We start from the raw sequence: 25,760 nt of genomic DNA, 5'->3' as shown, positions 1-25,760 counted from the left end.
TTCCGGTGACGCGACCGAGGAGCGACTAGCGTGGAGTCCGTGTCAGATGGCGAACCGGCTGTTCGACGGCGCCCCAAGGATCGCAAGGCGCAGATAGCGCGCGCTTCGGCCGACGCATTCGGATCGCAGGGCTACCACGCCGTCAGCATGGAGGACATCGCCGCACGGGTCGGCATCACGCCGGCCGCGCTGTATCGCCACTCCCCCAGCAAGTACGACCTGTTCCGTGACGCCGTGCTGGGGCTGGGGCAGTTACTCGTCGACGCCTCAGCGTTCGCCGACGACCGCGGCGATGGCGACCCGGCGGAGACGCTGAAGATGGTGACGTCGGCATTGGTCGACGCGACGATCGCCAACCGGACGGCGGGCGCGCTTTACCGCTGGGAGGCAAGGTATCTGCGCGACGAAGACCGGGTGCTGCTGGCCGAGCAGCTGCGCGTGGTGAACCACCGGCTGCAGCGTCCTTTGGTGTCGCTGCGGCCGAAGTTGACGCGGTCGCAGCGGTGGACGTTGTCGTCGGCCGCGCTTTCTGTGATCGGCAGTATCACCGATCATTCGAATCAGCTTGCGGCAGGGGAGATTCGGTCGGTATTGACGATGATGGCGGCCGATGTGCTGGCTGCCGAGCTGCCGGCGAGTCGCCGGCGTACCCCGCCTCGGCCCGAGCCGATCAGCGTCGGCCCGGCGGCCGGGATGTACGAGCATGTGCTGTTCGAGTCGGTGCGGTTGTTCTACGAGAACGGGTACCGCAACACGAGCATGGAGGACATCGCGTCGGCGGTCGGCATTCAAGCGTCGGGACTGTACCGGTCGTTCCCGGGTAAAGCCGACATCCTGGCGCTGGCGTATCGGCGGGCAGCCGACCGGCATTCCAGTGATACCGCGGATGCACTATCGCGCAACTCCGATCCGGAGGAGGCGCTCGACGACGTGGTCGACGAATACCTCGGCCGGGTGATGGAGTGGCCGGACCTGCCGTACGTCTATTACACAGAGCGGCACAATGTTCCGCCGGGCGACCTTCGGGTGTTGGAGACCATCGAGTCGTCGACGACGGACGCCTGGGCGCGGCTGGTGACGGCGGCGCGGCCGGAGATGAAGATCGGTGCCGCGCGCTACGCGGTGGGCGCGGCGTTCGCGTTGACGGTGGACTTCCGACGGCTGTTCGCCCGCGACTCCGGACCCGAGTCGGTGGCGACGATCCGGCGGCTGATGGAGGTCACGCTGCTGGGCAGGCCGGCGAGGCGTCGCTAGCTGGGCGGTTCCCGCGCCGAGCGTGTGGGCCGTCGTCGATTTCTCGCCACATCGTCGACGACACCCCACACTCTCGATGCACCTGTGGATGGACGAATTCATGCGCGAGGCGTGTCGCGCAAGGTGGGGGCGTGCAGGACGAGCCGTTCCTCGGGACGACGGCGTTGGCGAGCGGACTGGTCACCGACTACCAGCTGCGCACCCGCTATCGGGCTGTGTACCGCAACGTCTACCTGGACAAAACGGTGTCGTTGACGGCAACACGACGAGCGCGGGCAGCGTGGTTGTTCGCCGGCCCCGACGTTGTTCTGGCCGGAATATCGGCGGCTGCGGTTCATGGCACCAAGTGGCTGGACGGTTCCGCGCCAGCGGAGATCATTCGCGCCGATCGCCATGGACCGCCGGGCATTGTGGCGCGGTCGTACGCGCTCGCGGATGACCAGGTGTGCACGAGGCGGGGTATGCGAGTCACCACGGCGGCTCGCGCCGCGTTCGATATTGGACGCAGTCTCCGCCCGGACCAAGCCGTCCCACTGCTCGACGCGTTGATAAATGCCACTCGTCTCAAACCCAACTCTGTCTTGGCCATCGCCGATGCGAGTCCCGGCGTACGCGGGGTCCGTCGACTAAGGGCTGCAATGAAGCTGGCCGACGGCGGTGCCGAATCACCACGCGAGACACAGCTCCGTTTACTCTTGATCGGCGCAGGCCTGCCCGCGCCGGAGACCCAGATCGAGTTCTTCGACGACTACGGCGATGTCGTGATCCGCGTCGACATGGGTTGGCGGAGATGGAGGGTCGCAGTCGAATACGACGGCGTACAGCACTGGGCCGACGGCAGGCAGCGGTCCTGGGATATCGATCGCATCGCCATCCTGGAGGCGATGGGCTGGGCAGTGGTTCGGGTCAGCGCCGACATGCTGCGGCGGCCTGAGGTGATCATCCAGCGAGTCACGGCGAAGTTGCGTGCTGCCGGCTGCCCCCTCTGACGCCGAGCGTGTGAGGTACCCCTGAACCCAAGGCCGATCCGTCAACGACAACCCGCACGTTCGGCAGTGAAAATCGAGACCGACATCGCGCGTTGTCATATCGTCGTCAGCAACATAGAGACACCGTGACGAAATATGGGGATAGATGACCGTACAAACGCAGCGCCGCGCCAGCCAACGGAAGCGGACAGCGTCCCGTTGCGGCCTGGCGACGCTCGCGGTGGGCATCGGGTTGGGCATCGGAACCGTCGGCGGGCAAGCTACAGCCTGGGCCGATACCGGCCACGCGGGGCCGTCGTCGACGACGTCGTCGAGTCAGTCGCAGTCGAGCGGCCCCAGGATGGCGGCCAGCGGCCGCGACAGTCATCATGGCAGCGGCCTGGCGACGACCCGCCGCTCGACGATCCGACCGGATTCGACTGCTTCGCAGCACAACTCGACAAGGTCAGCGAGCGCGGCCGCGGTCACCATTCCGATCGGCGCGCCCATGCCGGACACGGAAGCGTCGGCCACGTCCACCCGTGCCGTGGCGACCACGGCGAGGAAGACCACGGCGAGCGCTGCGCTCGCCGGGACGGCCCCCTCGCCGACGACGACCCCGGCTCCCCCGGCACCGCTGTCCCCGATCGCCAAGCTGATCGCACTGCCCGGCCACATCGTCAACACCGTGCTGCAGTCGCTCGACCTCACCGCCGCGGTCGGCGGCCCACAAAGCCCGCTCGACTTCGCGCCGTTCGACAACCTGATTTTTGCGGTGTTCCGGAGAATCGAGCACGCGGTGGGACTGGACGCGACCCCGACCACGCAGCCGGTTCCGCCCACCATGACCTACACCGGCCCCACGACGGCGCTGACGCCGACGGTGGCCCAATTCCTCAACGCCGCCGCGGCGGAATACGTGCTGGGCGGTGTCCCGGGCGGGTTACGGCCGTTCACCGTCAACGGGGTACCGGTCACGTCCACCAACGTCCTGTCGGGCGAGCGGGCGCAGGTGTGGGTGACCCCGCAGAATCAGATCATCATCGCCTATCAGGGCACCACCGGCGGAACGAACCTGTTGTTCAATCCGCTGATCGCCATCTCGCAGATCGTCACCGACCTGCAGGTCCTCTACACCCACACCACTCCGCAGGCTTTCACCGACGCGCTGACCTTCGCGCAACGGGTACAGTCCGACGCTGCCCAGCAGGGGTACAGCGCGTCTGACATCTTTGTCACCGGCCACTCACTGGGCGGCTGGGAAGCCGAATACGTTGCGCAGCAGACGGGTTTGGACGGCATCGGCTTCGAGAGTCCCGGTATCAACACCATCGTCGCGGGCAACGGCGCCGACTCCGGGTTCGTCAACATCGAGACCTACGGTGACCCGGCGGCGTACTTCGCTACCGATCTGCCGGGTCTGCAGCCGTTCATGCCGAGTTATGTGCCCGCTGGCGGAAGCAAACCGCACTACGGCGCGATCGTGATGATCGGTGACCCGAAAGCGGTTTACCCGCTGTTCAATTCATCGGCGTTGTATGGCTACGGCCCGATCGGCGATCTGATCTTCATGGTCGACACGCTGGGCAATTTCTTCGAGCATCATCTTCCGGGCATGCAGGCCCACAACCTCGACGTCGACCCGGATCCCACGGTGGTGCCGTGGCTGGGGTTGCCGATTGGTCCCGTGGAGACGGGTTACGGCGCTCTGACCATTTCCCAACTGCTGCAGGCGGCTTCGGACGCCGGGACGCTGATTGCGCCCTAGCGGGAAAGGAGGTAGATGACCGAGATCATCGCGGCCATCATCCACGCGCCGAGAGTGGGGGCTGTTGTTGATTTTCGGCGCGATTTCACCGACAAGCCGCACGCTCGGCGTCGGATTACCAGACGCGGATGTAGTCGATCAGCATGTTGGCCGGGTAGCTGCCGCCGGTCGGGTCACCGCCGCCGGAGCCGGCGACCGCGAGGTCGAACACCGGCATCAACGAGTAGCCGGGATCGTTGAACTGCCAGTCCGGAAGTGAACGGGCCGGCACGTTGAAGTAGGGCGCGGCGCCGTCCTTGGAGAACCGCATACCGGCGTCGTCCCACACCACGCGCCAGGTGTGCCAGGCGCTGTCGACGGAGATGGTCTGGCTGACGTGTTCGCCGCCGTTGAGCTTGGCGTGCACGGCGGTGCCGGGAGCCCACTTGCCGTTGCCGTACCACTCCATGACGTCGACTTCACCGCCGTTGACGGGGCTCTCGTTGGACAGGTAGAAGGCGGGCCAGCAGCCGGGGGTCAGGCAGTCCATCTTCATGCGGGCTTCCCAGGTGTGGCCGATGCCGCCCTGCCACTTCCCGATGATCTTGCCGCTGTAGTAGGTGGGGCCGTCTTTGGCTGCGTGGAAAACGAGGTTGGAGTTGCCGTCGAGGTAGACGTTGCGGCGGTCGTCGCGGTATTGGCCGACGTTTTGGGGCAGCTCCCAGAAGGTGGGGTCTTCCATCGATTCGCGGGCCAGCGCGGTGGTCCACTTCGACGGGTCGGGTGCCGAGCCGGCGGGGCCGTCGAATTCGTCGTGGAAGATGTAGTTCTGCGGGGCCGGGGCCGCTGGGACGGGTGTGGTCGGTGCGGCGCCGGCCTGCGGCATCTTGGTGGCGGCGACCAGCAGGCCAAGGCCGGTGGTCATGAGCATCTGGCGACGATCCATGACCCCATACAAGCCGCTTCGTTCGGCGAGGTGCAACCTTGCCGTCGGCTGTATGCGTATTGAGCTGCGGTTATGCGGGTTGCGGTCGTACCGTTGTCCGGTGGCAGATCAGTCAGCGGCGATCACGCCGGCGCCTCCGCCGGACGCGATCATGCGGGCCGTCAACCCGCTCATGCGGTATCTGTTACGCACCCCGCTCGCCGGTGGGCTGCGTAAGCAATTCATGGTGCTGTCGTTCAACGGGCGTAAGACCGGGCGGGAGTTCGTGCTGCCGGTTTCTGCGCATTGGATCGACGGTGATCTGTACGCGTTGGTGGGCTCGGCGTGGAAGCTGAACTTCCGCGGCGGGGCTCCTGCGTCGGTGCTGTACGACGGTGTTGAGCGCCCAATGCGGGGCGAGCTGATCGAGGATCGTGAGCAGACGGTGTCGCTGTTTCATCGCTGCGCTTCGGCGTACGGAGTGAAGCGGGCACAGCGGATGATGGGGTTGCAGTTCCGCGATGACCGGATCCCGACGGTCGAGGAATTTCTCGAGGCGGTCGAGGTGAACAAGCTGGCGGCGATCCGGTTCACTGCTGCTTAGCTTTGTGGCGGGTTTCAGTCGAGAGCGGCCGACGCGATGTCCGTATGGGTGAAGTCGTCGCCGACGAACAGCAATGGTTCACCGGTGACCGAGGCAAGGGCGTAGGAGTAGCAGTCACCGAGGTTCAGGCCGGCGCGATGGCCGCTGCCACGCCCGAACTCGCGGTAGGCGCGTGTGGCACTCGCCGCCTGCTCGGCGTCGAAAGATACTGTAACGATGCCCAATTGGTCGATGAGGCGCTCCACACGTCGCAGATCTTCGGGTTTCAGATGCCTCATGAGGACCGCTGCCACCTCGACCAGCGTGGCTGCGGAGATCTTCGACTCGGCCGCACCCACTAGCGCGTCGACCAACCGATCGCGCCCCGACTCGTTGAGCGCTATGGCCACGATCGCCGAGGTATCGACGATCACGCAGGCAACCCGTTCTCGTCGTACAAGTCGGTTTGGTCTTTACGAATGGATTTGCGCTGATGCGCGGTGATCGACCGATCCAGTTCGGCGAGCAAGTCATCAACCTTCTGGCGTCGAGTATCTCCACCCTCGCCAGCGGTGACCTGGGCAAGCTTGGCGCGCACCGCTTCTTCGACGGCGCTCGTCTGACTGAGTCCCGTACGCCGGGCAAGTTCCCGGACCAGCGCAACCGTCTGCGGGTTTTTGATGTTCAGACTCATGGTAGAAGTCTACCGGGCAATGGTAGATCTCTACACTGCGCCGATCCGGTTCACTGCTGCTTAGAGTCAAGTGCTTGCGGGACTTCGGTTTCGGGCTCGGCCTGATGCCCGATCGCGCCGAACACCGCGACCGCCACGGCGCCGGCGACGGCCCCGACGAAGCCGAGCGCCACTACCCAGCCGAGTCCGGGCCGGGAGCTGTCGCCGAGGAACGCCACGCCGACGATTCCGGGCACCACCGTCTCGCCGACGACGAGGGCCGCGGTGGCCCCGTTCACCGAGCCGAGTTGCAGCGCGACGGTGTGCAGATAGAAGCCGCCGACGCCGGCGATGGCGACCGTCCACGCCGCCGGGTCGGTCAGCACGATCCACGGTTGCAGCGGCTCCACACCATCGAGCACCCGCACACCGATCGCGAGCATGCCGAACAGCACGCCGGCGATCAGTCCGGCCATGACGGCACTGCGCGACCCGAGGATGCGGGTGAGCGCGATCCCGCCGAGCAGGATCAGCACTGACACCGCCAGCACGATCCAGTGGATGGGGCGGTCGTGGTTCACCGGGCCGCGCTCACCGGAGCCGAGGCCGAGCACGAACAGTGAGGCGATGACCGCGACGATGGCAATCCAGTCGCGGGTGCGTAACCCGATGCCGAGGACGGCGATCCCGAGCACCGCGGTGACGACCAGGTTTGCGCTGATGATCGTCTGGGACAAGAACAGCGGAATCAGCCGCGCCGAGACCGCGCTGCCGACGAAACCCACGACATCCAAGATGATTCCGACGATGAACGCTGCGGTGACCGCGGCATGCAGGGTTGAGCGCAGGGTCGGTCCCCCGGTGGCGGTGACGTGTCCGGTTGCGCCGCGGTCGCGGGCTGCAGCTGCTGATCGGCGTGCCCCGTACGCCTGAAGGACCGAGGAGACCCCGTAGCCGACGCACGCCAGCAGGGCAGCCAGAACACCGATCATCACCGCTTGAGGCTAGCGGTGACGACGGTTGATTGTGCCGGGGTTACGCGCCTGCGCAGACCTGCGAGTCGCGGATGGTGGTGCCGTAGACGTTGGCGGTGGCGATGTGGGCGTTGAGCTGACCGGAGGGCAGCTGGTGCTTCATGTTGTCGCTGATCTGGGTGAGCTGATACCAGAGGTGGAACATCGAATCTCCGTTGTAGACAGGCGAATACTCGCTCTGGTCAGGGTAATTCACGATGAAGAGGGTGTGGGCGCGAGGGTCGAGGAAGGCCGCGGACTGGTCGAGGTTGGCTTCGACGGTCTGCGCGGCTTGTTGGACGCCGGGGGCTTGGTAGTTGTCATGCTGGCTGTCGAGGAAGTGCTGGAACCCGAAGACTTGGGCCATGAGGGGGTCGTACTGGGCGTTGAGCCATTGGCAGGAGTCGCGCATGGCGGTCACTTGCTCGGCGGTGACGCGGTTCTGCCAGAGGTTGTAGGGATAGACGCTGGAGTCGGGCTGCCAGTCGGATTCGTACGGGGCGAACTGCGGGAGCGACGGGGTTGGGTTGTCGGCGTTGGCGATTGGCGTGTTTAGTGCCGCCGCTATGAGTGCCGCTAAGAGGCTTGGCCACATGCGCATACGCAATTCTTTCGCCTGACAACTGGCGTTGTCTAGGGGGTCAGGCGACCTAACGTGGCTTATGCCGGCGGAGGGGTGCCGATGAGGACTGCGGTCATGCGGTAGCCGTCGGGGCCGGCTTTCCAGGCGTGGTCGACGCCGGTCATGACGACCATGTCGCCGGCCTCGATGCGGTGCACACCGTCGTCGAGGATGAGGTCGACGCTGCCACTCAGCACGAGCTCGAGGTCGAGGGTGTCAGTGTGGTGCTTCGGAGTCTCGGTGTTGGCGCCTTGGTCGACGACCATCCAGCGGATATGACCGGGCTCGAGGAACTGGTCGATCAGGTCGGCATTGCCCGTTGGGCGGGCCGGCGGTGGCGTCTGAGTGGTGTTGTAGGGAATGGCGATGCCGAAACCGGGTGCGACTGAGTTGATTTCGACCTCGTCGTTGCTGACGATGCAGGACTTGCCGTCGGCGTCGACTCCGGTGATGAACAGTCGCATGGGCCGCCTTCCACTTGTGGTGGTGTCAGCGTAGTCGGCCACACCGTAAGCGACGCAGATTGCGTCAGCGCAGCGAGCACCGGATCGGCAGGTGCTTGAGGCCGCCGACGAAGATCGTTGAGATGAACTCGGGCTCACCGGCCAGTTCGATGGACTCCAGTCGTGGTAGCAGCTCGGTGAAGAAGCTGTTGATTTCCATGCGGTCCAGGGCGGCACCGAGGCAGAACTGGACGCATAACCGAACGACAGGTGTTTGTTCGGGTCGCGTGCGACGTCGAATGTGGCTGGCTCCGCCAGCACCTTGGCGGCGTCATCGACAATTGAACTGGTCATTCATCCTCGCTCACACACGGACTTGACGGGTGTCAATAAGTCAGCTTATGTGGCGCGCGAAACCGGCCGCATCTACATACTACGAATCAGCAGTCATCCGTCTGCGAATGCGTGCAGCGCCTCCCCCATGTCCACCAGTTGCAGATCGCCTTGGACGGCAACAGCATTCATGAAGCCCTCGGCGTCGTCGACATCGAAACCGGTGTTCAACTCGACTCCGTTGATGTACAGAAAAGTCCACGCGGCCGCCCACGCGGTGCGCTTGTTGCCGTCTACCAAAGCATGGTTGCGCGCCAAGGAGTGCAACAGCGCCGCCGCCTTGGTGAAAAGGTCAGGATAGGCGTCAACGCCGAAGGCGGTGGCCTGCGGCCGCGCCACCGCTGCGTCGAGTAGGCCATAGTCGGCCACCCTCAGTTCGACCCCCACAGCCGCAGCACCGGCGACGAGGACATCGTCGCGGTCCAGATATTCGGTCACGCCAGCCGGCGGTTGAGCTCTGCGCTGCGCTCGGCGACGATCCGCGCACCTTCCCGCACGCGACGCTTGTGGTCACTCGCGGCATCGAGGGCGGCGCGGTGCACGAATGCGCGCAGCGACTGCTCCCCCGCAGCTGCCGCGATGCGCAACTGTTCCATCTCTGCGTCACTGAAGTTGACGTTCAAGGCGGGCATGCAGTCAAGGTACCAGATTCGGTACTCTTTCTGGTACCGTTCGCAGCCTCAGCGGAGCTCGTAGCGACGCGTACCACGTGTGGCTACATTGCCCGTATGGCCAGAACAATCCCGCAGCGTGAACTGCACAATGAGAGCGACAGGATCATGGATGCGGTGGCTGCGGGTGAGACGCTCATCGTCACCCGCGACGGGGAGCCGGTCGCCGAACTTCGCCCCATTCAGTCTGTCCGCAAGACATTCATCAGCCGTGACGACTTGGTGCGCATCGCCGGAGCCGGTGTGCGGATCGACCGTGAGCAGTTTCGTCGGGACCTTGACGCCGCGATCGACCAGGGGGTGTAGATGGTGGCCGGGCTCGCCGCGAAGGTGTCCGTCAGCACGCAGGCGCACCGGTGAACACAACACGTCTGCAGGTGGTGTTGCGCGACGTCGAACCGGCGGTCGCCCGAGTGATCGACGTCCCGGCGACGTCGACCCTGCCGGAGCTACACGAGCTGCTGCAGGCCGCGGTCGGCTGGACCAACTCGCACCTGCACCAATTCGTCACACCGCAAGCAACCTATGGGATGGTCATCCCCGGCGAGGCCATGTGGCCGGATGATCAGCGCGACGAAACCGGTTCGCGGCTGGCCGATCTCGGGACCCGATTCGAATACCTCTATGACTTTGGCGACGGCTGGAGCCACGACGTCGAGGTGCTCGGGCGCGGCGGTCCGACGCCGGGCTGCGTCGACGGTGATGGCACCTGCCCGCCCGAAGACTGCGGCGGACCCGGCGGGTATGCCCAATTGCTCAACGCCGTCGCCGACCCGGCACACCCCGACCACGAGCGCCTGCGCGCCTGGATCGGTAATCGGTTGCGGCCGTTCGACCTTGTCGTAACCGACCAGCGGGTGCGGCGAATCGTTGGTGAGGTTCCCGAGAGCGTACGACTGCTGTTCGACCTCCTCGCCGACGGGGTGAAACTCACGCCCGGTGGGCGACTACCGCGAACGGTGGTGCGCGCCATGCAGGCACACCGCCCGCAGTGGTATCCACTCGATCGGCCCGTCTCCACCGAGGACAACCTGCCCGCGCTGGCGGCGCTGCATGAACTTCTCCGCGAGGTCGGCCTCCTCCGGCTGCAGCATGGGGTGCTCAGCCCCACCAAAGCCGCCGGTGATGATCTCGCCGTGGTGCGCCGTCTCCGGTCAGCGTTCGAACCTGACAGCTTCAGCACCGAGATCACCGAGACCACGATCGGGGTGCTCGCCACGCACGGTCCGCTTCGGATGGATGAGCTCGCGGCGCGGGTGCATCCGCTGCTCAGCCACGGCTGGCAGCTCGACGGGCGACCCCTCGACGAGGGGGATGTACGCATGGCGATCGCGCAGCAGTCCCGGATCATGAGGGGGCTCGACCTGATCGTTACCCCAAACCTCTCCGAATGGGCTACCGGCCGATCGGGCCTGTCGCTGCTGCCCGGCGCCACAATCCTCGCCGAGATTTGGACCAACGACACGTGATCCGCACATCTGGGGGCTACTGACCACGTCACGTCACCGCTTCCTGCGAAACAGCTCCGCCGGGCGCCCGCGTGTGCCGGTGTTCTCTTCCATCGCGCTGGTTCCCACGAGGCGCGGCTCCATGGTGCGACGGAACTTGTCGCGCTGAAGTTTTCGGCCGGCAACGGCCTCATGCACCTGCCGGAGGTCCCGCATGGTGAATCGGTTGCCCAGCAATCGTTCCGGGTCGGGCTCGGCCTCGTAACGCTGCCGGATGTCGGTTTTGGCCAGCCGGACAATCTGCGGGTGATCCCACGCGAGATCGCCGGGCCGGTCCACCGAGGCAAGGCGAGTCTCAGCCGCCGAGCCGGACCCCCGGGCAACCCACAATCGCTCGATGGGCAGCACCTCGTGCTGTGGAGCATTGTTATGCCGACCCTGCTACCACAACCCCCGACGGCAACACCCTCAACTTCTCCACGGCCACAGCGCGTTCCAGTGCCGCGTCGAGACGCGCTGCAACGCCCGCGCCCATCCGCTTGACACCGAACAACGCCATCGCTTGACGCTTGAGGTCGTCCTTCATCGCGCCGCCGGATTGCTCGGCCACTACGACCATCGCGTTCCCGAGTTCGACCAGGCTCACCTCGTCGATGGGACGGCTCTCACCCGTTTCGGGGACGCGCACAGCGCGCCACGCTTGCGGTTCAGTGCCTGTCGGCCAATAGAAGTCGAGATCGTCGACACGGTTGAACTCCTGCGGCACCACGCGCTGGATCGCGCGCTTCCGGTCTTCGCTGACCCTCGACAGTCCGAATGCGCCACCCACCAGCCTCGCCAACCGATCTTTGTGCACCGGCCCTTCGGTCTCGATGATCGACTCGACGATCTTGACGACGTGCGACCGGTTGTAGCTGGTGTGAATTTCGTCGAGCACACTGACGCCGCCGATAACGACGGGCATCCACGGGCTGCAGTCGGCGAGGGCAGCATGACGCCGCACGGTGACCGCCTTGGCCCCCGGCGTGACTGAAGGTGCCGACTTGAACGCCACGAACTCCGCCGACTCGGGCGTTGCCGAGATCGTCCCGGGCTCCACGGAAGGTGCCGGTGGCTCCAGGCGTCGATGCTTGGCCGCCACCACCGCGTCGCGGATACGAGCGATCGTGGTCTCGCGCTGACTCAGCCACTCCGGCAACCAGATTCGCTCTACACCGGGCCAATGCAATAGGTTCGACAACACATCAATCGGTAGACCGTCACGGTCGGCCACCGTGCGCCGGCCGTACCACTCGGTGCCGTCGAGCAGGATCGCCACCAAGGGCTGTTCGGGTTCGTCCGGATCGGACACCACCAAATCGACGCGGAAATCGGACAGTCCGACATCCGATCGGACCACCAGGTCCTCACGGCGTAGGGCGTCCGCAATGTCATCGCGGTGCCGGTCGATCACGGCATTGCGTCGGCCGCCCTGCGTGATCGTCTCGACGCCCCGCTGAGCCATCTCGAGGTAGGTGCGCAGGTGCTTGGTACCGACCTGAGTCGTCTCCTCCGCTCGCAGATCTGCCGGGTCGAAGCTCGCGTAGAGGACCACCTCGCATCGCGCGCGGGTGATCGCGACGTTGAGCCGACGCTCGCCGCCCGGCCGAGACAACGGCCCGAAATTCAGCGGCACAAATCCCTTGTCGTTCTTGCTGAACGCCACCGAGAACAAGATGGTGTCGCGCTCGTCGCCCTGAACGTTCTCCAGGTTCTTCACGAACAGCCCATCCGGATGGTCGAGAGCCTGCAATAGCCGTTCATCACCGGTGTCACGGAGCAGGTTCTCGATCAGGTCGCGCTGTTGGGCATTGAAGGTGATGACGCCGATCGATGGGGCCTTGTCGGGGGACTCAGCGAAGCGACGCCTGATGTCGGCCAAGATTCGCTCGGCCTCAACCTGGTTGGTACGCAGCGTCTTACCCTTGCCGGACCGCTGGAACTGCCCGTCGACTCGAACCAGCGAGATGCCGTGCCCGGACGCCGATGTCAGCGGCGCCGGGAACGAGGCCAGCCGGCCGTTGTAGTAGTGGATGTTGCTGAACGTGATCAGTGCTTCGTCCTGGCTGCGATAGTGCCATGAGAGCCACTGCTGCGGAACCAGCGATTGCACGCATTCGCTGAGGATCGACTCCTCGTCGGCGACGACCTCGGGGTTGCCGTCCGTGGCTTCGTCGTCCAGCGATGCGCTGGCTTCGGCGAAGCTGGTCGGTGGCATCTGCTTGCTGTCCCCAACGACCACAACGGCTTTCGCGCGTCCCATCGCGCCGATGGCGTCGGCGACCCGAATTTGGGAGGCCTCGTCGAACACCACGATGTCGAAGATGTCCGGGCGGGCCGGGAAGAACCGTGCCACCGAGTCCGGACTCATCAACGTGCACGGCAGGATCTGGGTAATCAGCTCGCCGAAGTTGTCCATCAGACCGCGCACACTCATTCCGCCGCGCTTGCGGTCCAACTGGCGCTTGAGGAGACCGACTTGCCCGCTCTCGGTGTACGCATCGAACTTGCGGTCGGCGAGCAGCCCGGCGGGAATGGAACGGCGCAGCTCGTCGCGGATCGCCGAGGAGCTGGTGGTGAAGCGCTGGATCGCTTTACCATGTGCAGCCACGTCGAACTCGCTGAGCCCACTGGCATCCAGACGCTCGCCGATCGATGCGGCAGCCACCCCACGGTCGAAGGCCAGGCTGGCGTCTTCGGCCACCACGTTGCCGGCGAGAATCTGAGCACGCGCGTGAGGCATGTCCGCCAAGACAAGCGGCTCGACGTGCTGCAGCAACGCAACCCATCGCTCGATGGTCGCCGCAGACTCCAGCCTGCGGGCAGCTCGACCGGCCCACCACTGCGCGATGAATCCGTCGCGAAAGATGTCGGCGCCGGTCTTGTGCGCCAGCTGCGTCCACGCGGTGGACCAAGCCTGCAGCACCGGACCGAACGCACCCGCCGGATACGAAGTGTAGAACGCGCGGAGATCCACAACACGTGGCTGCGTTGGCTGCGCCGATAAGACCTGCCCGATACGCCGCACCGCCGCCACCGTCGCCGAGAGATGCGCGGCATCGGCGTCGACGAACGGATTCCAGGGGCGGTCGAACACCGGAATCGGCAGCGCCGAAACCCGTTGGCGGAGATCAGCAACGATGGCGTGACTCTGTTGAAGTTGTTCGGTGAGCTTGGACAGAGTCTTGAGGTCTACCGCCGCCGGATCCACGGCCAGCACATCGGTCAGCTGAGCGAGGACGGCCCGCCGGCGCTTCTTGCGGCCGAAAAACCCGGATTCATCAGCGGCCACCGCCGCCGCGTGGATCGCCGGGACGTCGAGATCCACGACCGCCGGCGTTACGGTGGACAGCCATTCGGGTCGCGCTCGGTGCAAATGCGCCAGCACCTGCTCGATACCGGCGAGATGCTCATGCCCCTGCGGCGTGTGCAGCCCATCCACAGCGGCCAGCGGATAACGTAGTTCCGGCGTCAGCCGCGACCACGCGTCGACGTCACCAGGACTGTCGTACTTGGTGAGCACATCCAACGGAATCCCGCCGGCTTGCAACTCGGCGAGCGCGTTGTCGCATGCCACGGCCGCGGCATGAATCCCAGCCGGATCAAGGCCCGTCGGCGGTACCCGATCGACGAACGCCCAGGGGTGGTCGGGCCGCGGACGGGCGTCATCAACCTTTTCGGGCAGGGTGCGCAGTGCCTGCGCGACGCTGTCGAAGACAGAGGGATCACTATTGGTCACAAGGCTTCTCGGCACCGCAAGCGGTGTCACGTCCTGATCTGCCGCCAACTCCGAAGACCTTGCGGTGTACAGCGATTGCCCCACCGCGTTCTGCTCATGCAGCCGGTCCGCGTAGCGGGCCAGGCTGTGCCGGCTCGATTCGGCGACTTGCAGCTTGGTCTTCAACAAGTCGGCATCATGGGTGAGCCGCAACTCGAGCGCATGCTTGATCTGTGCCCGCACTGCCGCCGGACGGGCGGACTTATCGTGGATGTCCAGCGAAAGCTCGCCCAGTCCAACACTTTCCAAACGCTTCTTCACCACGTCTAGTGCGGCGCGCTTCTCGGCGACGAACAAGACTCGACGGCCTGTTGCCATCGCATGTGCGAGCAGGTTTGTAATCGTCTGGGACTTGCCTGTTCCCGGAGGCCCTTCCAGGACGAAGGTGCGGCCGCCGACGGCGTCGGCGACGGCGCGCAGCTGCGACGCGTCGGCCGGTACCGGCACGGTCGTACTGAGTTCATCGAGATTAGGTTCGACGAGGTCGGCGACAGGGTCGACGAACGGGTTTTGCGGACTCTCGATGAGATGGCGGACCAAACTGTTGCGGGACAGCTCTTTCCACGATTCGTCGAGATCCTTCCACAGCGGGAACTTCGCGAACTGCAGGATCGACAGGTGCACGGTGTCTTCAACGCGGAACGGGAGCTTGGCATCCGCGATGGCTTGGCGGACCCCGTTGAACGTGCCCGTCAGGTCGATGCCCGAGGCGTCTTCGTCCGGCTGGGCCAGCGCCGGGATCTCCAGACCAAGTGATGTGCGTAGCTTCTCGACGAGGCAGTAATTCGGCGTCGACATGCCCGCCTCGTCCATGGTCAGGACATACCGTTCACCACGGTTGGTCGTACTGAGTGTCACGGGAACCAGAACCAGCGGCGATTTCAGCTGTCGGTCGGCCAGCTCCCAGCTGAGCATCCCGAAAGCCAGGTAAAGATTGTTGGCGCCCGTCTCTTCGACAATGGTCTTCGCCTTGTTGGCGAGGTAACGCAGCTTGCTCTTGTAAGACGCCACGGTGATGTCGATGTAGGCGCCGTGCTTGTCGGCAAGCAGCAATTCGCGGTCAGGCTCGGGCAGGTCGCGGCCGAAGCGGATCCCTCGAGCGATGTCGACGTTAGGCACTTCGTCGGAGCCGAGCAGCGAGATCTGGGCGCCAGCGTTGATGGCATCTTCGAAACGGCTCAACGCGGACCCGGGGACGTCGAGCCGGTAGCCGGCGCGGTCGGTGTAGTTGATCAGCTTGTTGCGGAGGCTGAGGTCCAGCAGCGCGTTCTTCCACTGCCGGATACGGGGCGGCACCCCGCCGGCTTGTGCGGCAGGCTTCGACTCGGTGGCTGTGTACGGCGCGATGACCGGACCGGCTCCCGGCTTGTATTCCGAGACAACAACGTTGCCGTCGGAATCGACGCCACGGCTGGGCAACGGGTAGATACGTGCGCGCCGGGCCTGTTGCACATCGGTCACGCCGAGGATGTTTGTCAGGTCATCACCAAGATGCCGGTTGTGCGGCGAGCGCCGGGCGTCTTCGAACGTCGCGTCGACGGCGGACTGCGTCAGCATCGTGGTCTCGACGAGTCCGATATTGGTCAAGTCGACTTGGTTGACGACTTCGACCGGCTCTGTGGTGGACACGTTCGGAAGGGCTCCGTCGATGCGCCAGTAACCCAGGAACGCATGCCCCCGCAGCAGCCAGATCGTCGAGTTGATGCCGCACTGCTCGAGCACGGCGGCCATCACGAGGGTGGTGTCCAGGCAGGTTCCCAGGCGCCCGTCGAGCACCTCTGCGGGCGTCCGTACCTTCTGACCGATATCTCCCCAACTGGCCGGCGGCTCGGCGTAGCGGATGTCGCGCGCCTTCATGGCGTCGAAGACTGCTCGCACAATCGCGTCGACCCGTTCGGGGCTCTCACTCTGGTACCCGTCGATCGAGGGGTTGTCGGTCAAGGCCCTCAATCGGTCCGAGACGTCGAGCATCAGGCTGGCGATGACGGCAGCGTTGGGCTGGATGTAAGCCGCCAGCATCTCCAACGCGAGCTGCGGCGGGGTGGCCTTCCACTGGTTGGCGGCCAGAATGTTGACCTCTTTGGCCGCGTCCACGAGCACTGCGCCGGTGCTATCGCGAAGCACCACGCGGATGTCGCCGGGCCGCTGCTCGTCGACGCGCAGCATCGATCCGGGATCAAGTTTGAGGTCGACAGTCCGCAGCACGGTGGGTTGGTGTGCCAACAGGTCGAGGTGGATTTCGGCGGGTCCGCCGTGGGAACCGTCGGCGCTGACCACGTCGATTTCGATGACCGCGCCCTGCCGGTCACCGCCGGTGTTGTCGACGGTGATGTGGTCGACGACCGGGATGCGGCAGTGGGCCATCGCGTAGCTGAGGTCGCTGATGGTGGCGATGTCGATCCGCGGCGCATCCTCGGACTGCGGCGACGGCGTGGACACGGGCACGATGGCCGGGGCCAGCGAATGCTTGCCCGCCGGTGCGGCGGGCGCTACCGCGCCCTTGAGCTGGTGGACCCGTTCCGCGACGTCGGTGGCTCCGATAGCGCGCAGCAGTAGTTCGGCCGAGTCGATGGCGCGGTAGGTGTCGGCATCGCTGAACTCTCCGGTGTGTGCCCACTTGTTGCGGACCTCGCGCAGCTCCTTGGCGTAGATCTCGGCCTGCCTGGGCATGGCTTTGTTGAAGGGATAGCCGAGTTCACCAAGTCGCTCGGTCATCGCGCGCAGCATGAGGGCAAGGTCGCGGCTCTGGTATTCGCCGCCTCGACGACCGTTCGCACCGTCCTTTGCTCGCAGCAGTTCTGCCCAGTCGGTGCCCGGGGGGAGCAACCGGTTGAGCACCTGACTGACAAACGGCGACAGGCCGCCGGCCAGTGTGGTGAGCGTTTGCCCCACGAGGGCATGATGATCGACGGCGTTCACTGCTCTTCCCCTTTAGCTTTTGAGACGTCCCCCAGCGACCGCGACGCTGCAAACGAATGCCCTTGCGGCATAGTCGGTCGCAAGGGCTTGATTATGTAACCACGGACCCGGATGTCGACGGGCAGCCTTGGCAACGCCAATTTGCGAACGTCCCGACTGGACGCCGTGTCGGTTTCACTCATCGAAGTCTCCATTCACCTGGCTCGGCGCCTGCCGCAAGCGAGCCGCACAGATTCGCATAGGACACCGACAAAAGTTGGAGCAACGTCATAGAAGTTTGAGACGAGAAGCTAAAGCTGCAGCCCGGCGCTCACTGCGGCTGCAGGGTGCCCCCCTAACAGGCCGCGACCCGCATTCCGCAAGAGGATTGTGCTACCCGTCCTAGCTTCCGTTCTCGTGGATAGTGGGGCCCAGGACGGCGGACATCCGGGGCAGCGGCCTCCTAAGCTCTGTCCGATGCTTGTGTGTTCACTATCCGCTCGAGCAAAAAAGGACGGTCCTGCCGCACGACCGCATCAGCGCTCCGGGGCACACTAATGCCGTGCGCGTCATCACCTCAGTCCTCGGGGATATCACAAAGCAAGACGTCGATGCGATTGTCAATGCTGCGAACACCGCGATGCGAGGGGGCGGCGGTGTCGACGGTGCGATCCATCGTGCAGGTGGCCCGGTAATCCTCCGGGACTGCATCGAGCGATTTCCGAACGGTCTGCCCACCGGCGATGCAGGGTGGACGAGAGCGGGGAACTTGCCGGCCCGGTGGGTGATCCACACCGTGGGTCCGAATTATGGCGCAGGCCAACGTGATCGATCGCTTCTCAAGTCTTGCTACCGCCGAGCTCTTCAGGTTGCCGACGAACTCGGTGCGCGAAGCGTCGCATTCCCCCTGATCAGCACCGGCGCATACGGTTGGCCACGCCATGAGGCTATCGCCACAGCGATTCAATCTGTCGCCGATGCCGACACCGACGTCACAGAGGTCAGGTTCGTCGCTTTCGACTCGACCACTCACGAAGCAGTCCGCAACCACCTCGCTATATCAACCCCAACTCGCATCCTGCAAGGAGTGCGGACACTTCACGAGCGCGGCTACGACAGGATCCGCATTCTGCCCGGGATGAGTCCGTCGGGCATGTACTGGCGGGTGACCATTACGACCGTCGACAACATGGACCCCGGTTGCGGGGAATACGTGCGCGATTATGAGGCCGCCGTCACTTATACATCGGGCGGCCTCAACGAGTTTGCGGGTAGCGAGGTCACGGTGACAACAAGTGCCGAGACAGTCGCCGACATCATTCTCAACGCGCTGCCGAAGGTCATGCCCACAGCTGACGACCCTGCTTACGTCGCGTGGTACGCCGGTCTCGTGCATCTCGTGGAACTGACTGGCAAGCTCCCCGTCGCTTACGCCGAATACTTCGACGCAACCGAAGGTTGGGAGCTTGGCTGGGGTAGCAACATCCGATATCCCCGCCCGCCCAAAACACGCAAGGACACGCGGTGACGGCGTGGAAACTGGACCGCGAGCCGTACGTGCGGCTGCTCCGGTCTCACCGAATCCAGCCGCATACAGTTTGTTCGGCGCACGCAGCAACCTGTGTCGGTGACCGCTCTATGTCGACGTCTGGGCTGACCTGAGCGACACCCGCGACCCAAAGGAGGTACTGGAAGCCAAAGGCGTTTCGTTGGGTACCGGAGTGGCCGACCCAGACGCCAAACTCGTCGCCGATGACCTCCTCGCGCTTGCGGAACCCCGAGGCGTAACACACGCAAACTGTGAGTACGTAACGACACAGCAAGTTCTGAGTGATTGCTCCACTTCGGATTTCGTAAGATTGATAGCTGTGAATCGGCCTGGCCGCCGTCGTTACGTAGGCCACCAGAGCAGATCATCGGGATAGCCGTTGTGCGCGAGGCTGTTTAAGGTGCGGAGGCCGAGCGTTTTGCGAGGCGTCGCGTTATCGAACGAATCGTACTCGTCGAGGCTTAACGTCAATTCGAACTCTTTATCGCCGTCCCGGCAGAAAATCCGGCGTTGTTGGTCGACACGAACCAGCGGCCGATCGTCATCATCGGTCCAATCCCCGACCGCGCCGAAGAACATCTCCCCTACCTCCCGGTAGCGTTCGCGACGCGACGCTTCGACTGCGGCCACTGCCGCAGCCCAGGAGCGTTCAGCGGGAATGCCTCCGATATCCTCAGATCCGAGGTCCTCGCGCATCCCGTCCTCGCTCCAGGACACGTAATAGCCCGCAACGGCGTTATTGTCGTCATAAGCCGCTTCGATCGTGTAGTCGTCATACTGCGTGTAGTCCCCGTCCTCGTCGGACCAGTCCAACGGCTGGTATCCGATTGGCAACTCATTAGTGCTCATCACTCACCCAGCCTCTTGTCGAAAACTTCTTGGTCATTGGTAGTCATTGGTCGCTCGTCACCATTTTCCGCAATGCGGTGAGCCGCTTGCGCAGTGACGACGCGGCAACGCTCTTCAGATTGAGCGGTGGATCCAGCGTGGCCAGAACTCTTGTTTCAAGCCGTCCAAGCTCGTCTCGGTCGTCAAATGCGACCGTCACGACCTGAAGATGCTCGAGCATCCATTTCGACAAGTGCCCCTCGTCGACGCGCCTCGACCCCCTAGCCTCCGCCAAGATCGCACCGAGTGTGCGCCGAAAGGTCGAGAATTCATGATTGCCACCGAGGTGCATCGTGGCGATTCGCAACCACAGCGTGTTCGTGGACCGCTTCCCGCTTGGCCAACGAGTTGCACCGGCGAGACCCGCGTAAATCAGGCCAGGACTTACCGGTAGCCCCAACCCATCGCTGATGTCAGCGGCGCCGGCTTCGTCGACCCACCAGCTGTAAAGACCAGGACTATTGGATGCCTGCTTGCCGGCCGACAAGAATTCGCTCGGCGACACCGCTAGGCTCGCATCGCGCAGCCGCTCAACGAACGATCGATCGTCGACTTCAGTCGGTGAATAGCCGATCTCGTCGTCAACACCTGAATACCAGGCGAGGCGTTCGCCTTGCGCCAGCCCTTTGAGCGGGTCAACCACCGTCGCGCCTTTAGCCTCAAGCAATGGCCGCACGACGTTGAGGTAAGGCGCACTCGCGTGGATCTCGATGACCTTCCCCGCAACAGGACCAGCGAGCAGATCGAGCCTCTCTGCGACCCAACCCGCCCACGCCGTCCGGTACACGGCGGGTGTGTCGGGGAGGTACCGCTCGTACGGCGCCAGCCATTCGTCAGGGGCGACAAGCCCGTGCTCCGCCGACAGAATGAACCATGCGACGCCAAGATTCTCGGCGAACGCTCGCTGCTTCTTGAATAGCGTGGAGGTATAGAGATCCTTGGCAGCGCAGGGCTTCTCCTGCTTCGTCTTCACACAAGTGACCAGCAGGATGTCCGCCTTCACCGAATGCTCTACCGAAGCATCGCCGCCCGCAGCAACCACGACTGCCTACTTCTCGATCGTGCCGATGGATGAGTACCTAATTAACAGCGGGCCGGCGTCAAACGATCGAATGTCACCAGCCGAAAGCTGAAAGTTGAGCGCGCCATCCCACGCATCGGGTAACTGAGCGAAGATGCCGAAGAAGTTGTCCGGTTTGGATGCCTCTGCCCACCATTGGTCGACTGCTGCCTCCGGATCTCCTTCGCTCGCAGGCGATTGGTCCGTAGGAGGACGTGTCGCGTCTGGGAGCTCACCGTGCGGCGCGAGCGCCCATGGATTGCCCGCGGCGTCCTTGAGTTTCTTGGCATTCTCCGACAAATCGATACCGTGCTCCCGGCTCACCCTGATGATTTGGTCACGGAACATGTGCGGAAGTTCCGACGAAATCGCATGCCGTGCATCGAAAAACACCAATGTGTGAGGCAGCGACCCGGTGTGGAAGAACATCTCGATGCCTTCTTTAGTCGCTGAGACGGAGTCATCGCCAGGCGTTATCACGCCTAACACGCGGTAATCCGGCAAGTAGGGATGCCGCAAGAAGTACAGCAGGTACTCCTCGTCCCGATCGGGTAGCGAACAAACCTCGAGAGTGCAGACCGACGGCCCGATTGGGTTGAACCAAGCTGCGATTGCGAGCACGTACTTTCGTTCCAACCACAGTAACCGACGGTCGGTGGGCTCTCCCCGTTCAGCGGGAGTCACCGCCAACGCCGACCGCGCGACGTCGCTGATTGATGCGATGACAGTCGCCGCCGTTCGTGCTGCCTCGTCGATCTGTTGTGTTGACTGGGCGACGAGCTGGACCGCCGCAAGCGTGAGGTGAATCGCACCGTTGACCGCGGACGTCAGTCCCCACAGGTCACCGACGCTGTGAACCTCAGCCGATGAACGACCGCGGTTCGAGGGCAGAGACTCCTGATGTCTCAGCTCCGAAGTCGTACTCCACTGAGCGAAGACAAGATCACCATCGTCCGCGTGCCATGCGCCCAACAATGTTGACTCATCGTCCGCGAAGAGATGCCAGGCCATCGCCGAGACCTGTGCCGCAGTCTCTCCGGATAAGACGGTAGAAAAGCGGACGGCAGTGTGCCAGCAGTTCCCAAAGATGGGATGTTCCGCAAACCACGCATGCAGATCTGCTCCGGTGTCCTCGATTGCGATGTGGATTCCGGCGTCATCGGCCACCACCTGCTCGTTGGCTACACCGATCATCCGGCCGAACTCGGCGGCCACCTGCTCCAATCCCGGATACAGCCGTCGCGTCGTGTCAAACACATTCTCTGGTCGCCCGCGCAGTGTCTCGAGGTAGTAGTAACTCCCGTCCAACGTCCCGCGAACGGAGGATTGGTGAGCCGGGTACGTATAAGCGGGCACGCCGGATGCGGCGGCGGCGAGGCGACCCGCGATGACATCCGACATCCATCCGCTGAGCTTTGCCGTCTCGGAGAGCCGCAGCTGCCACGTGTCGAATTCCAGCGGTACGCACATGGCGATGATCGCATCGATGCTGCGACTTTCGCGGTCGTAGGCGAAGCTCCACCCAGCGGCATATGAGTTGAGCGCGAAGCACAGTCGCGTCGCCGCGTCCACGCCGGCGACATCGTTGACGATCCGCGTGCGAACACACCACTTGGCTCGCCCGTCAGGCAGGATCTTGATCGTCGTCGTCTGTGCAAGACGCGCTTGCCAGTATGTGAATGTTCGGTCGCCAACTTCCATCCACTCGTCGTCGACCCAAAGGTAGTTGTGCGCGTAGTCCTCAAGCCAAGCCTGATCAGTCGCTTCCGGACTCATGCTGCCCCTCCGTCTCGAGATGTGTGTACCTACACCCGCCGTTGCGCACCAGCGCTAATCGCCTACGCCTCGCTCACGAGACCCGCCACAACCCCACACAACTGCTGAACTTCGGCCACTGACGGCTGTAGCTCATAGGCATGGAGATGACAGGCATTGCTCAGGCGATGCCACGCAACCGCTGCGCGGCTAGCGACCTCGGCATCGTCGAGAACCCTCAGGATGAGCAACTGGCTGCGCGTGTTGGCGCTCGGTGCTCGGGCATCGACCTCGGTACAGCGCGCATCGATGATCTCTTCCAGTGCGCGGCGAGCCAGGAACGCGGCCATCCTTGCCGAAAGGCCGCCAGACGCACGCGTCGTCAAGATCGACTGTGCCTGTGCCACCAGTTCGACGGCCTTCATCGCAGCGCCAACAACGCATGGACCGTGCGTTCGAGTTCCTCCGCTTCCGGCTTGGTGATGTCAACGCCGTCGCCGTGCACGGCATTGCATACCCAAAGGGTGTAGCGCCGCTCAGGCATCGCGTCGAGCCACTTGGTGAGATCAGCTTTCGAGTCGCCGTGTACCGCTAACGCCATCCGCTGGCCGGTCTTCATCGCCGCCGCCCAGGCCTTCTCGGACTCGGCACGGCTGCCGCCCGCAAGCGCCCGCTTCGTGTAATACGCCTGCTTCGCCGCGGCTTCCACCGCGAGCCGGAAGAGCCCGGGCATCACCCGCATTCGGATCTCCTTCGGCAGACCCTCGTCCTTCAGCAAGGCGAAGACGTCGTTGACCTGACGCTGCGCGGGATTGACGTTGTCGCGCATGGTCACTTTGGAGCCCGCCTCACGGACTACCTCGATGAGCCTTGCGTCCGTTCCCGTGTCCCTGATGGTCGACGCCAGCCGGTCGTCATGTGAGAACACGACCACTTGATGCGTCTGCGCGATCTCCGACAAAACTTGGACGAAGCCGTCGATCTTCGCGGGGTCCATCGCCTGAATCGGGTCGTCGAGCACGATGAACCGGAACGGGCTGCTGGTTGCGGTCGCCCGCGGCAGGAACAACGCCAACGCCAACGCGTGCAGCTCGCCTTGACTCATCACCGGCAACGCCTTGGTCGGTTCGCCGTCGACGGAACCCTCGAGCACCGCCTTGCGTTTGGTGGCAGTGCCTTCCAGGGTGATGTTGCCTAGGTCGACATTGCTCTCTTGGCGGAGCTGACCCCAGATCTTGCGAGCTTGTGCCGCAATGGTCCCCAGTCGCTTGTTGCGGAAAGGTCCAGCACGTTCGTTCAGCCACTTCTTCGCGGCGGTCATGGTCTTGACGGCGCCATCGTTCTCTCGCGCATCTCGCTCCAGCGAGACCCAGCCTGCGATCTGTGCTGCAACTGGCGCCCATGCGTTCTCCTTAAGCGCAAGTGCCTCTTGGGCTTGCGCGCATAGCGCTTCGGCATAGCCCGCGACACTCAGCAGAGTCGAGTCGAGGTGGTTGGCGAGGTCCACGTCGCCATCGGGTTTGTCGGCGGTGGCTGCAACGGCCTCGTTGTAGTCCTTGAGTGCGGAGAGCTCCACTCCGGGCACCTCGCCGATCTGCTCGACACTGCCGACCAGCCTGAGCGCCGCAGTTCTGGCGCTAGCGAGCTCGGCTGTCGCGGCCTGATACTCGCCGAGGACCTGTTCTGTGCTGGCAACCGACTCCCTTGCAGCGGTTGACCATTCACCGTCGAGTCTGCCGTGGCCACACACGGGACAGTCGATGTCGCCTTCGTGGTCATGGAGACGAAGCGCCGACTGGAGGAGTTGGACTCGCTGGCGGGTGCCGTCGGCCAATGATGCAGCGACAGTCGTCAGGTTCTGAGTCGCGGCGCGTAGTCGGGCTGCCGCAGAATCGATCTCGTCGATCGTGGGTGCTTCGAGCGCCGCGGCGGCCCGCAGCGCCAAAAGCTCCTTATGGCCCTGAGTATCTGATCCGGTGACTAGGGCCAGCACGTCGTCCAGCGGTGCGCCGCCCCGCTTCTTCAGCAGCGTCGTGGCCAACTCCGCGCGTTCGTCGGCGTTGTCGCCAAGGACACCGAGCAGCCGCTTTCGCTCGTCATCGGCGCGATCACGCCCGGCCTTCGATGACTTGAGCTCTGCTGCAAGCCATTTCTCAGCGTCGGCGAGCACTTCGAGTCCGAGCAGTTTGGCCAACGCGTCGTAGAGCGCCGACGGGCCGCCATCGAACAACCGGCCCAACTCGTCGTAGGACAGAACGGGGCGGGTCAGCTCGAGTGGACGCGCCCACCCCAGACTGTCGGTGCCCTCCGTGCGGTCGCCCCCGCCCACCTGCGTGTACGACGTCCGTGCGCCGAGCTCGGCGCCCTTGTCCCAGGTGACCCCGACCGTGATCGGCCCCAGCCCTTCAGCGGTGAACCCAACCCGGATTGCGCAGGGGTGCGGGCGATGCAGATTGCGCCACGACTCGGCCCATAACGTTTCCTTCTTGAGCCAGCGGTAACTGGTGCCGGTGAGAGCGAGTTCGAGCGCTTCGGCGAAGCTCGACTTTCCGGAGCCGTTGCGTCCGCTGACCACAGTTAGGCCAGGCGCAGGGTAAAGATCGAGTTGGGCCTGGCCCCCGATGCCGCGGAAACCTACCACCGAGATGCTGGTCAGGAAGGTTGGTGAGGGTTGGGTGTCGGCGGCTGTATCTTCGTCGGCGACCTCTGCAAGCGCGTTGAGCACCGCGTTCTTGATGTCCGAATGCAGCGCTGCGCCGTCGTCGAGCAGCTGCAGAATGACATCTTGGACTGATTCCTCGCTCGTTTCCCCCACCGCCCTATTGAACTACGGCGGACCGACACGGCGGGTGCTCTAACCAAAGGCGGACGATGAGGGCACCTTATTTCCACGTCAACACCGCAGGACTCTGTGATTTAGCCACCAACCGGGCGCCATCATTCGAAGTAGTCTTCATCGACGTGGACGACGGTGAAAACCTGGCGTTTTGGACGCCATGGGTCTGCTGCACGATCAGGTGACAGTTTCGGTCACGCGGCCTGACTGGCCGGTG

General features: G+C 64.2%; 22 protein-coding genes and 1 pseudogene. 7 read left to right on the top strand and 16 right to left on the bottom strand.

Translation table 11 applies throughout. The features are described 5' to 3' along the window. The first annotated feature begins 39 nt into the window (after positions 1-39). The 3 genes from CRM90_RS10935 to CRM90_RS10925 all read left to right on the top strand — a co-directional run bounded on the left by CRM90_RS10935 (position 40) and on the right by CRM90_RS10925 (position 3,990). Positions 40-1,254 carry a TetR/AcrR family transcriptional regulator gene (locus CRM90_RS10935; protein WP_233209274.1) on the top strand — a complete coding sequence of 405 codons (1,215 nt, stop codon included), beginning with the start codon at positions 40-42 and terminating at the stop codon, positions 1,252-1,254. A 131-nt stretch (positions 1,255-1,385) separates the two neighbouring features. Then, entirely contained in the window at positions 1,386-2,243 is an 858-nt protein-coding gene (locus CRM90_RS10930; RefSeq protein ID WP_102807011.1) for a DUF559 domain-containing protein, read from the top strand. Positions 2,244-2,388: 145 nt separating this feature from the next. Further along, positions 2,389-3,990 (top strand): hypothetical protein, encoded by a 1,602-nt coding sequence (locus tag CRM90_RS10925; protein WP_102807010.1) that lies wholly within the window; start codon positions 2,389-2,391, stop codon positions 3,988-3,990. A gap of 115 nt (positions 3,991-4,105) precedes the next feature. Here CRM90_RS10925 and CRM90_RS10920 read toward each other — a convergent pair whose 3' ends face one another. Next, positions 4,106-4,915, bottom strand: a complete 810-nt coding sequence (locus CRM90_RS10920) for a glycoside hydrolase family 16 protein (RefSeq protein ID WP_233209273.1) — start codon at positions 4,913-4,915, stop codon at positions 4,106-4,108. A 100-nt stretch (positions 4,916-5,015) separates the two neighbouring features. On the opposite strand from CRM90_RS10920, the gene CRM90_RS10915 reads away from it, so the two are divergent. Continuing rightward, positions 5,016-5,498, top strand: coding sequence for a hypothetical protein (locus tag CRM90_RS10915; RefSeq protein ID WP_199189857.1), 483 nt, complete (start codon positions 5,016-5,018; stop codon positions 5,496-5,498). 14 nt (positions 5,499-5,512) lie between these two features. On the opposite strand, the gene CRM90_RS10910 is transcribed toward CRM90_RS10915, so the two are convergent. The 8 genes and pseudogenes from CRM90_RS10910 to CRM90_RS10875 all read right to left on the bottom strand — a co-directional run bounded on the left by CRM90_RS10910 (position 5,513) and on the right by CRM90_RS10875 (position 9,253). Continuing rightward, positions 5,513-5,911: a type II toxin-antitoxin system VapC family toxin gene (locus tag CRM90_RS10910; protein ID WP_102807009.1), complete on the bottom strand. Its 399-nt coding sequence runs from the start codon at positions 5,909-5,911 to the stop codon at positions 5,513-5,515. Next, positions 5,908-6,171, bottom strand: coding sequence for a type II toxin-antitoxin system VapB family antitoxin (locus tag CRM90_RS10905; protein ID WP_102807008.1), 264 nt, complete (start codon positions 6,169-6,171; stop codon positions 5,908-5,910). The genes CRM90_RS10910 and CRM90_RS10905 overlap by 4 nt, the downstream gene beginning before the upstream one ends. A gap of 50 nt (positions 6,172-6,221) precedes the next feature. Continuing rightward, complete coding sequence (locus CRM90_RS10900; protein WP_102807007.1) at positions 6,222-7,145, bottom strand: hypothetical protein; 924 nt, start codon at positions 7,143-7,145, stop codon at positions 6,222-6,224. A 40-nt stretch (positions 7,146-7,185) separates the two neighbouring features. Beyond that, positions 7,186-7,764 (bottom strand): hypothetical protein, encoded by a 579-nt coding sequence (locus CRM90_RS10895; protein ID WP_502693258.1) that lies wholly within the window; start codon positions 7,762-7,764, stop codon positions 7,186-7,188. A gap of 59 nt (positions 7,765-7,823) precedes the next feature. Further along, positions 7,824-8,249, bottom strand: a complete 426-nt coding sequence (locus tag CRM90_RS10890) for a cupin domain-containing protein (RefSeq protein WP_102807006.1) — start codon at positions 8,247-8,249, stop codon at positions 7,824-7,826. 64 nt (positions 8,250-8,313) lie between these two features. After that, a pseudogene (locus CRM90_RS10885) lies at positions 8,314-8,540 on the bottom strand (cytochrome P450); the annotation flags it as partial. A 135-nt stretch (positions 8,541-8,675) separates the two neighbouring features. Continuing rightward, positions 8,676-9,059: a type II toxin-antitoxin system death-on-curing family toxin gene (locus tag CRM90_RS10880; RefSeq protein ID WP_102807005.1), complete on the bottom strand. Its 384-nt coding sequence runs from the start codon at positions 9,057-9,059 to the stop codon at positions 8,676-8,678. Next, entirely contained in the window at positions 9,056-9,253 is a 198-nt protein-coding gene (locus tag CRM90_RS10875; protein WP_102807004.1) for an antitoxin Phd, read from the bottom strand. The genes CRM90_RS10880 and CRM90_RS10875 overlap by 4 nt, the downstream gene beginning before the upstream one ends. A gap of 96 nt (positions 9,254-9,349) precedes the next feature. On the opposite strand from CRM90_RS10875, the gene CRM90_RS10870 reads away from it, so the two are divergent. Both CRM90_RS10870 and CRM90_RS10865 read left to right on the top strand, forming a co-directional pair. Next, the gene (locus CRM90_RS10870) at positions 9,350-9,598 is read left to right on the top strand and encodes a type II toxin-antitoxin system Phd/YefM family antitoxin (protein WP_102807003.1); all 249 of its coding nucleotides are present in this window, start codon (positions 9,350-9,352) and stop codon (positions 9,596-9,598) included. 50 nt (positions 9,599-9,648) lie between these two features. After that, entirely contained in the window at positions 9,649-10,761 is a 1,113-nt protein-coding gene (locus tag CRM90_RS10865; protein WP_102807002.1) for a plasmid pRiA4b ORF-3 family protein, read from the top strand. Positions 10,762-10,794: 33 nt separating this feature from the next. On the opposite strand, the gene CRM90_RS10860 is transcribed toward CRM90_RS10865, so the two are convergent. Both CRM90_RS10860 and proA read right to left on the bottom strand, forming a co-directional pair. After that, a complete protein-coding gene (locus CRM90_RS10860; protein ID WP_142391354.1) occupies positions 10,795-11,079 on the bottom strand; it encodes an NrtR DNA-binding winged helix domain-containing protein in 285 nt (94 codons plus the stop codon). An 88-nt stretch (positions 11,080-11,167) separates the two neighbouring features. Next, complete coding sequence (gene proA / locus CRM90_RS10855) at positions 11,168-17,449, bottom strand: anti-phage protein ProA (protein WP_233209272.1); 6,282 nt, start codon at positions 17,447-17,449, stop codon at positions 11,168-11,170. 568 nt (positions 17,450-18,017) lie between these two features. On the opposite strand from proA, the gene CRM90_RS31435 reads away from it, so the two are divergent. Continuing rightward, a complete protein-coding gene (locus CRM90_RS31435) occupies positions 18,018-18,983 on the top strand; it encodes an O-acetyl-ADP-ribose deacetylase (protein WP_102806999.1) in 966 nt (321 codons plus the stop codon). Between the two features lie 363 nt (positions 18,984-19,346). Here the strand turns inward: CRM90_RS31435 and CRM90_RS10840 are convergent, their stop codons facing one another. From CRM90_RS10840 to CRM90_RS10820, 5 genes are all read right to left on the bottom strand, one after another. Continuing rightward, a complete protein-coding gene (locus CRM90_RS10840; RefSeq protein WP_102806997.1) occupies positions 19,347-19,853 on the bottom strand; it encodes a hypothetical protein in 507 nt (168 codons plus the stop codon). A 43-nt stretch (positions 19,854-19,896) separates the two neighbouring features. Then, entirely contained in the window at positions 19,897-20,934 is a 1,038-nt protein-coding gene (locus CRM90_RS10835; protein ID WP_102806996.1) for a DUF6884 domain-containing protein, read from the bottom strand. Between the two features lie 6 nt (positions 20,935-20,940). Then, on the bottom strand, positions 20,941-22,728 hold the full coding sequence (locus CRM90_RS10830) for a hypothetical protein (protein ID WP_102806995.1): 1,788 nt from the start codon (positions 22,726-22,728) through the stop codon (positions 20,941-20,943). 62 nt (positions 22,729-22,790) lie between these two features. After that, the gene (locus tag CRM90_RS10825; RefSeq protein ID WP_102806994.1) at positions 22,791-23,132 is read right to left on the bottom strand and encodes a hypothetical protein; all 342 of its coding nucleotides are present in this window, start codon (positions 23,130-23,132) and stop codon (positions 22,791-22,793) included. After that, on the bottom strand, positions 23,129-25,522 hold the full coding sequence (locus CRM90_RS10820; protein ID WP_233209271.1) for an AAA family ATPase: 2,394 nt from the start codon (positions 25,520-25,522) through the stop codon (positions 23,129-23,131). Before CRM90_RS10820 ends, CRM90_RS10825 begins: the two co-directional genes overlap by 4 nt. Positions 25,523-25,760 lie beyond the last annotated feature (238 nt).

Source organism: Mycobacterium sp. ENV421 (genome assembly GCF_002887815.1).
Taxonomy (GTDB): domain Bacteria; phylum Actinomycetota; class Actinomycetes; order Mycobacteriales; family Mycobacteriaceae; genus Mycobacterium.
The sequence above is the reverse complement of the archived record's forward strand: the minus strand, read 5'-3'. Positions and strand labels throughout refer to the sequence as shown.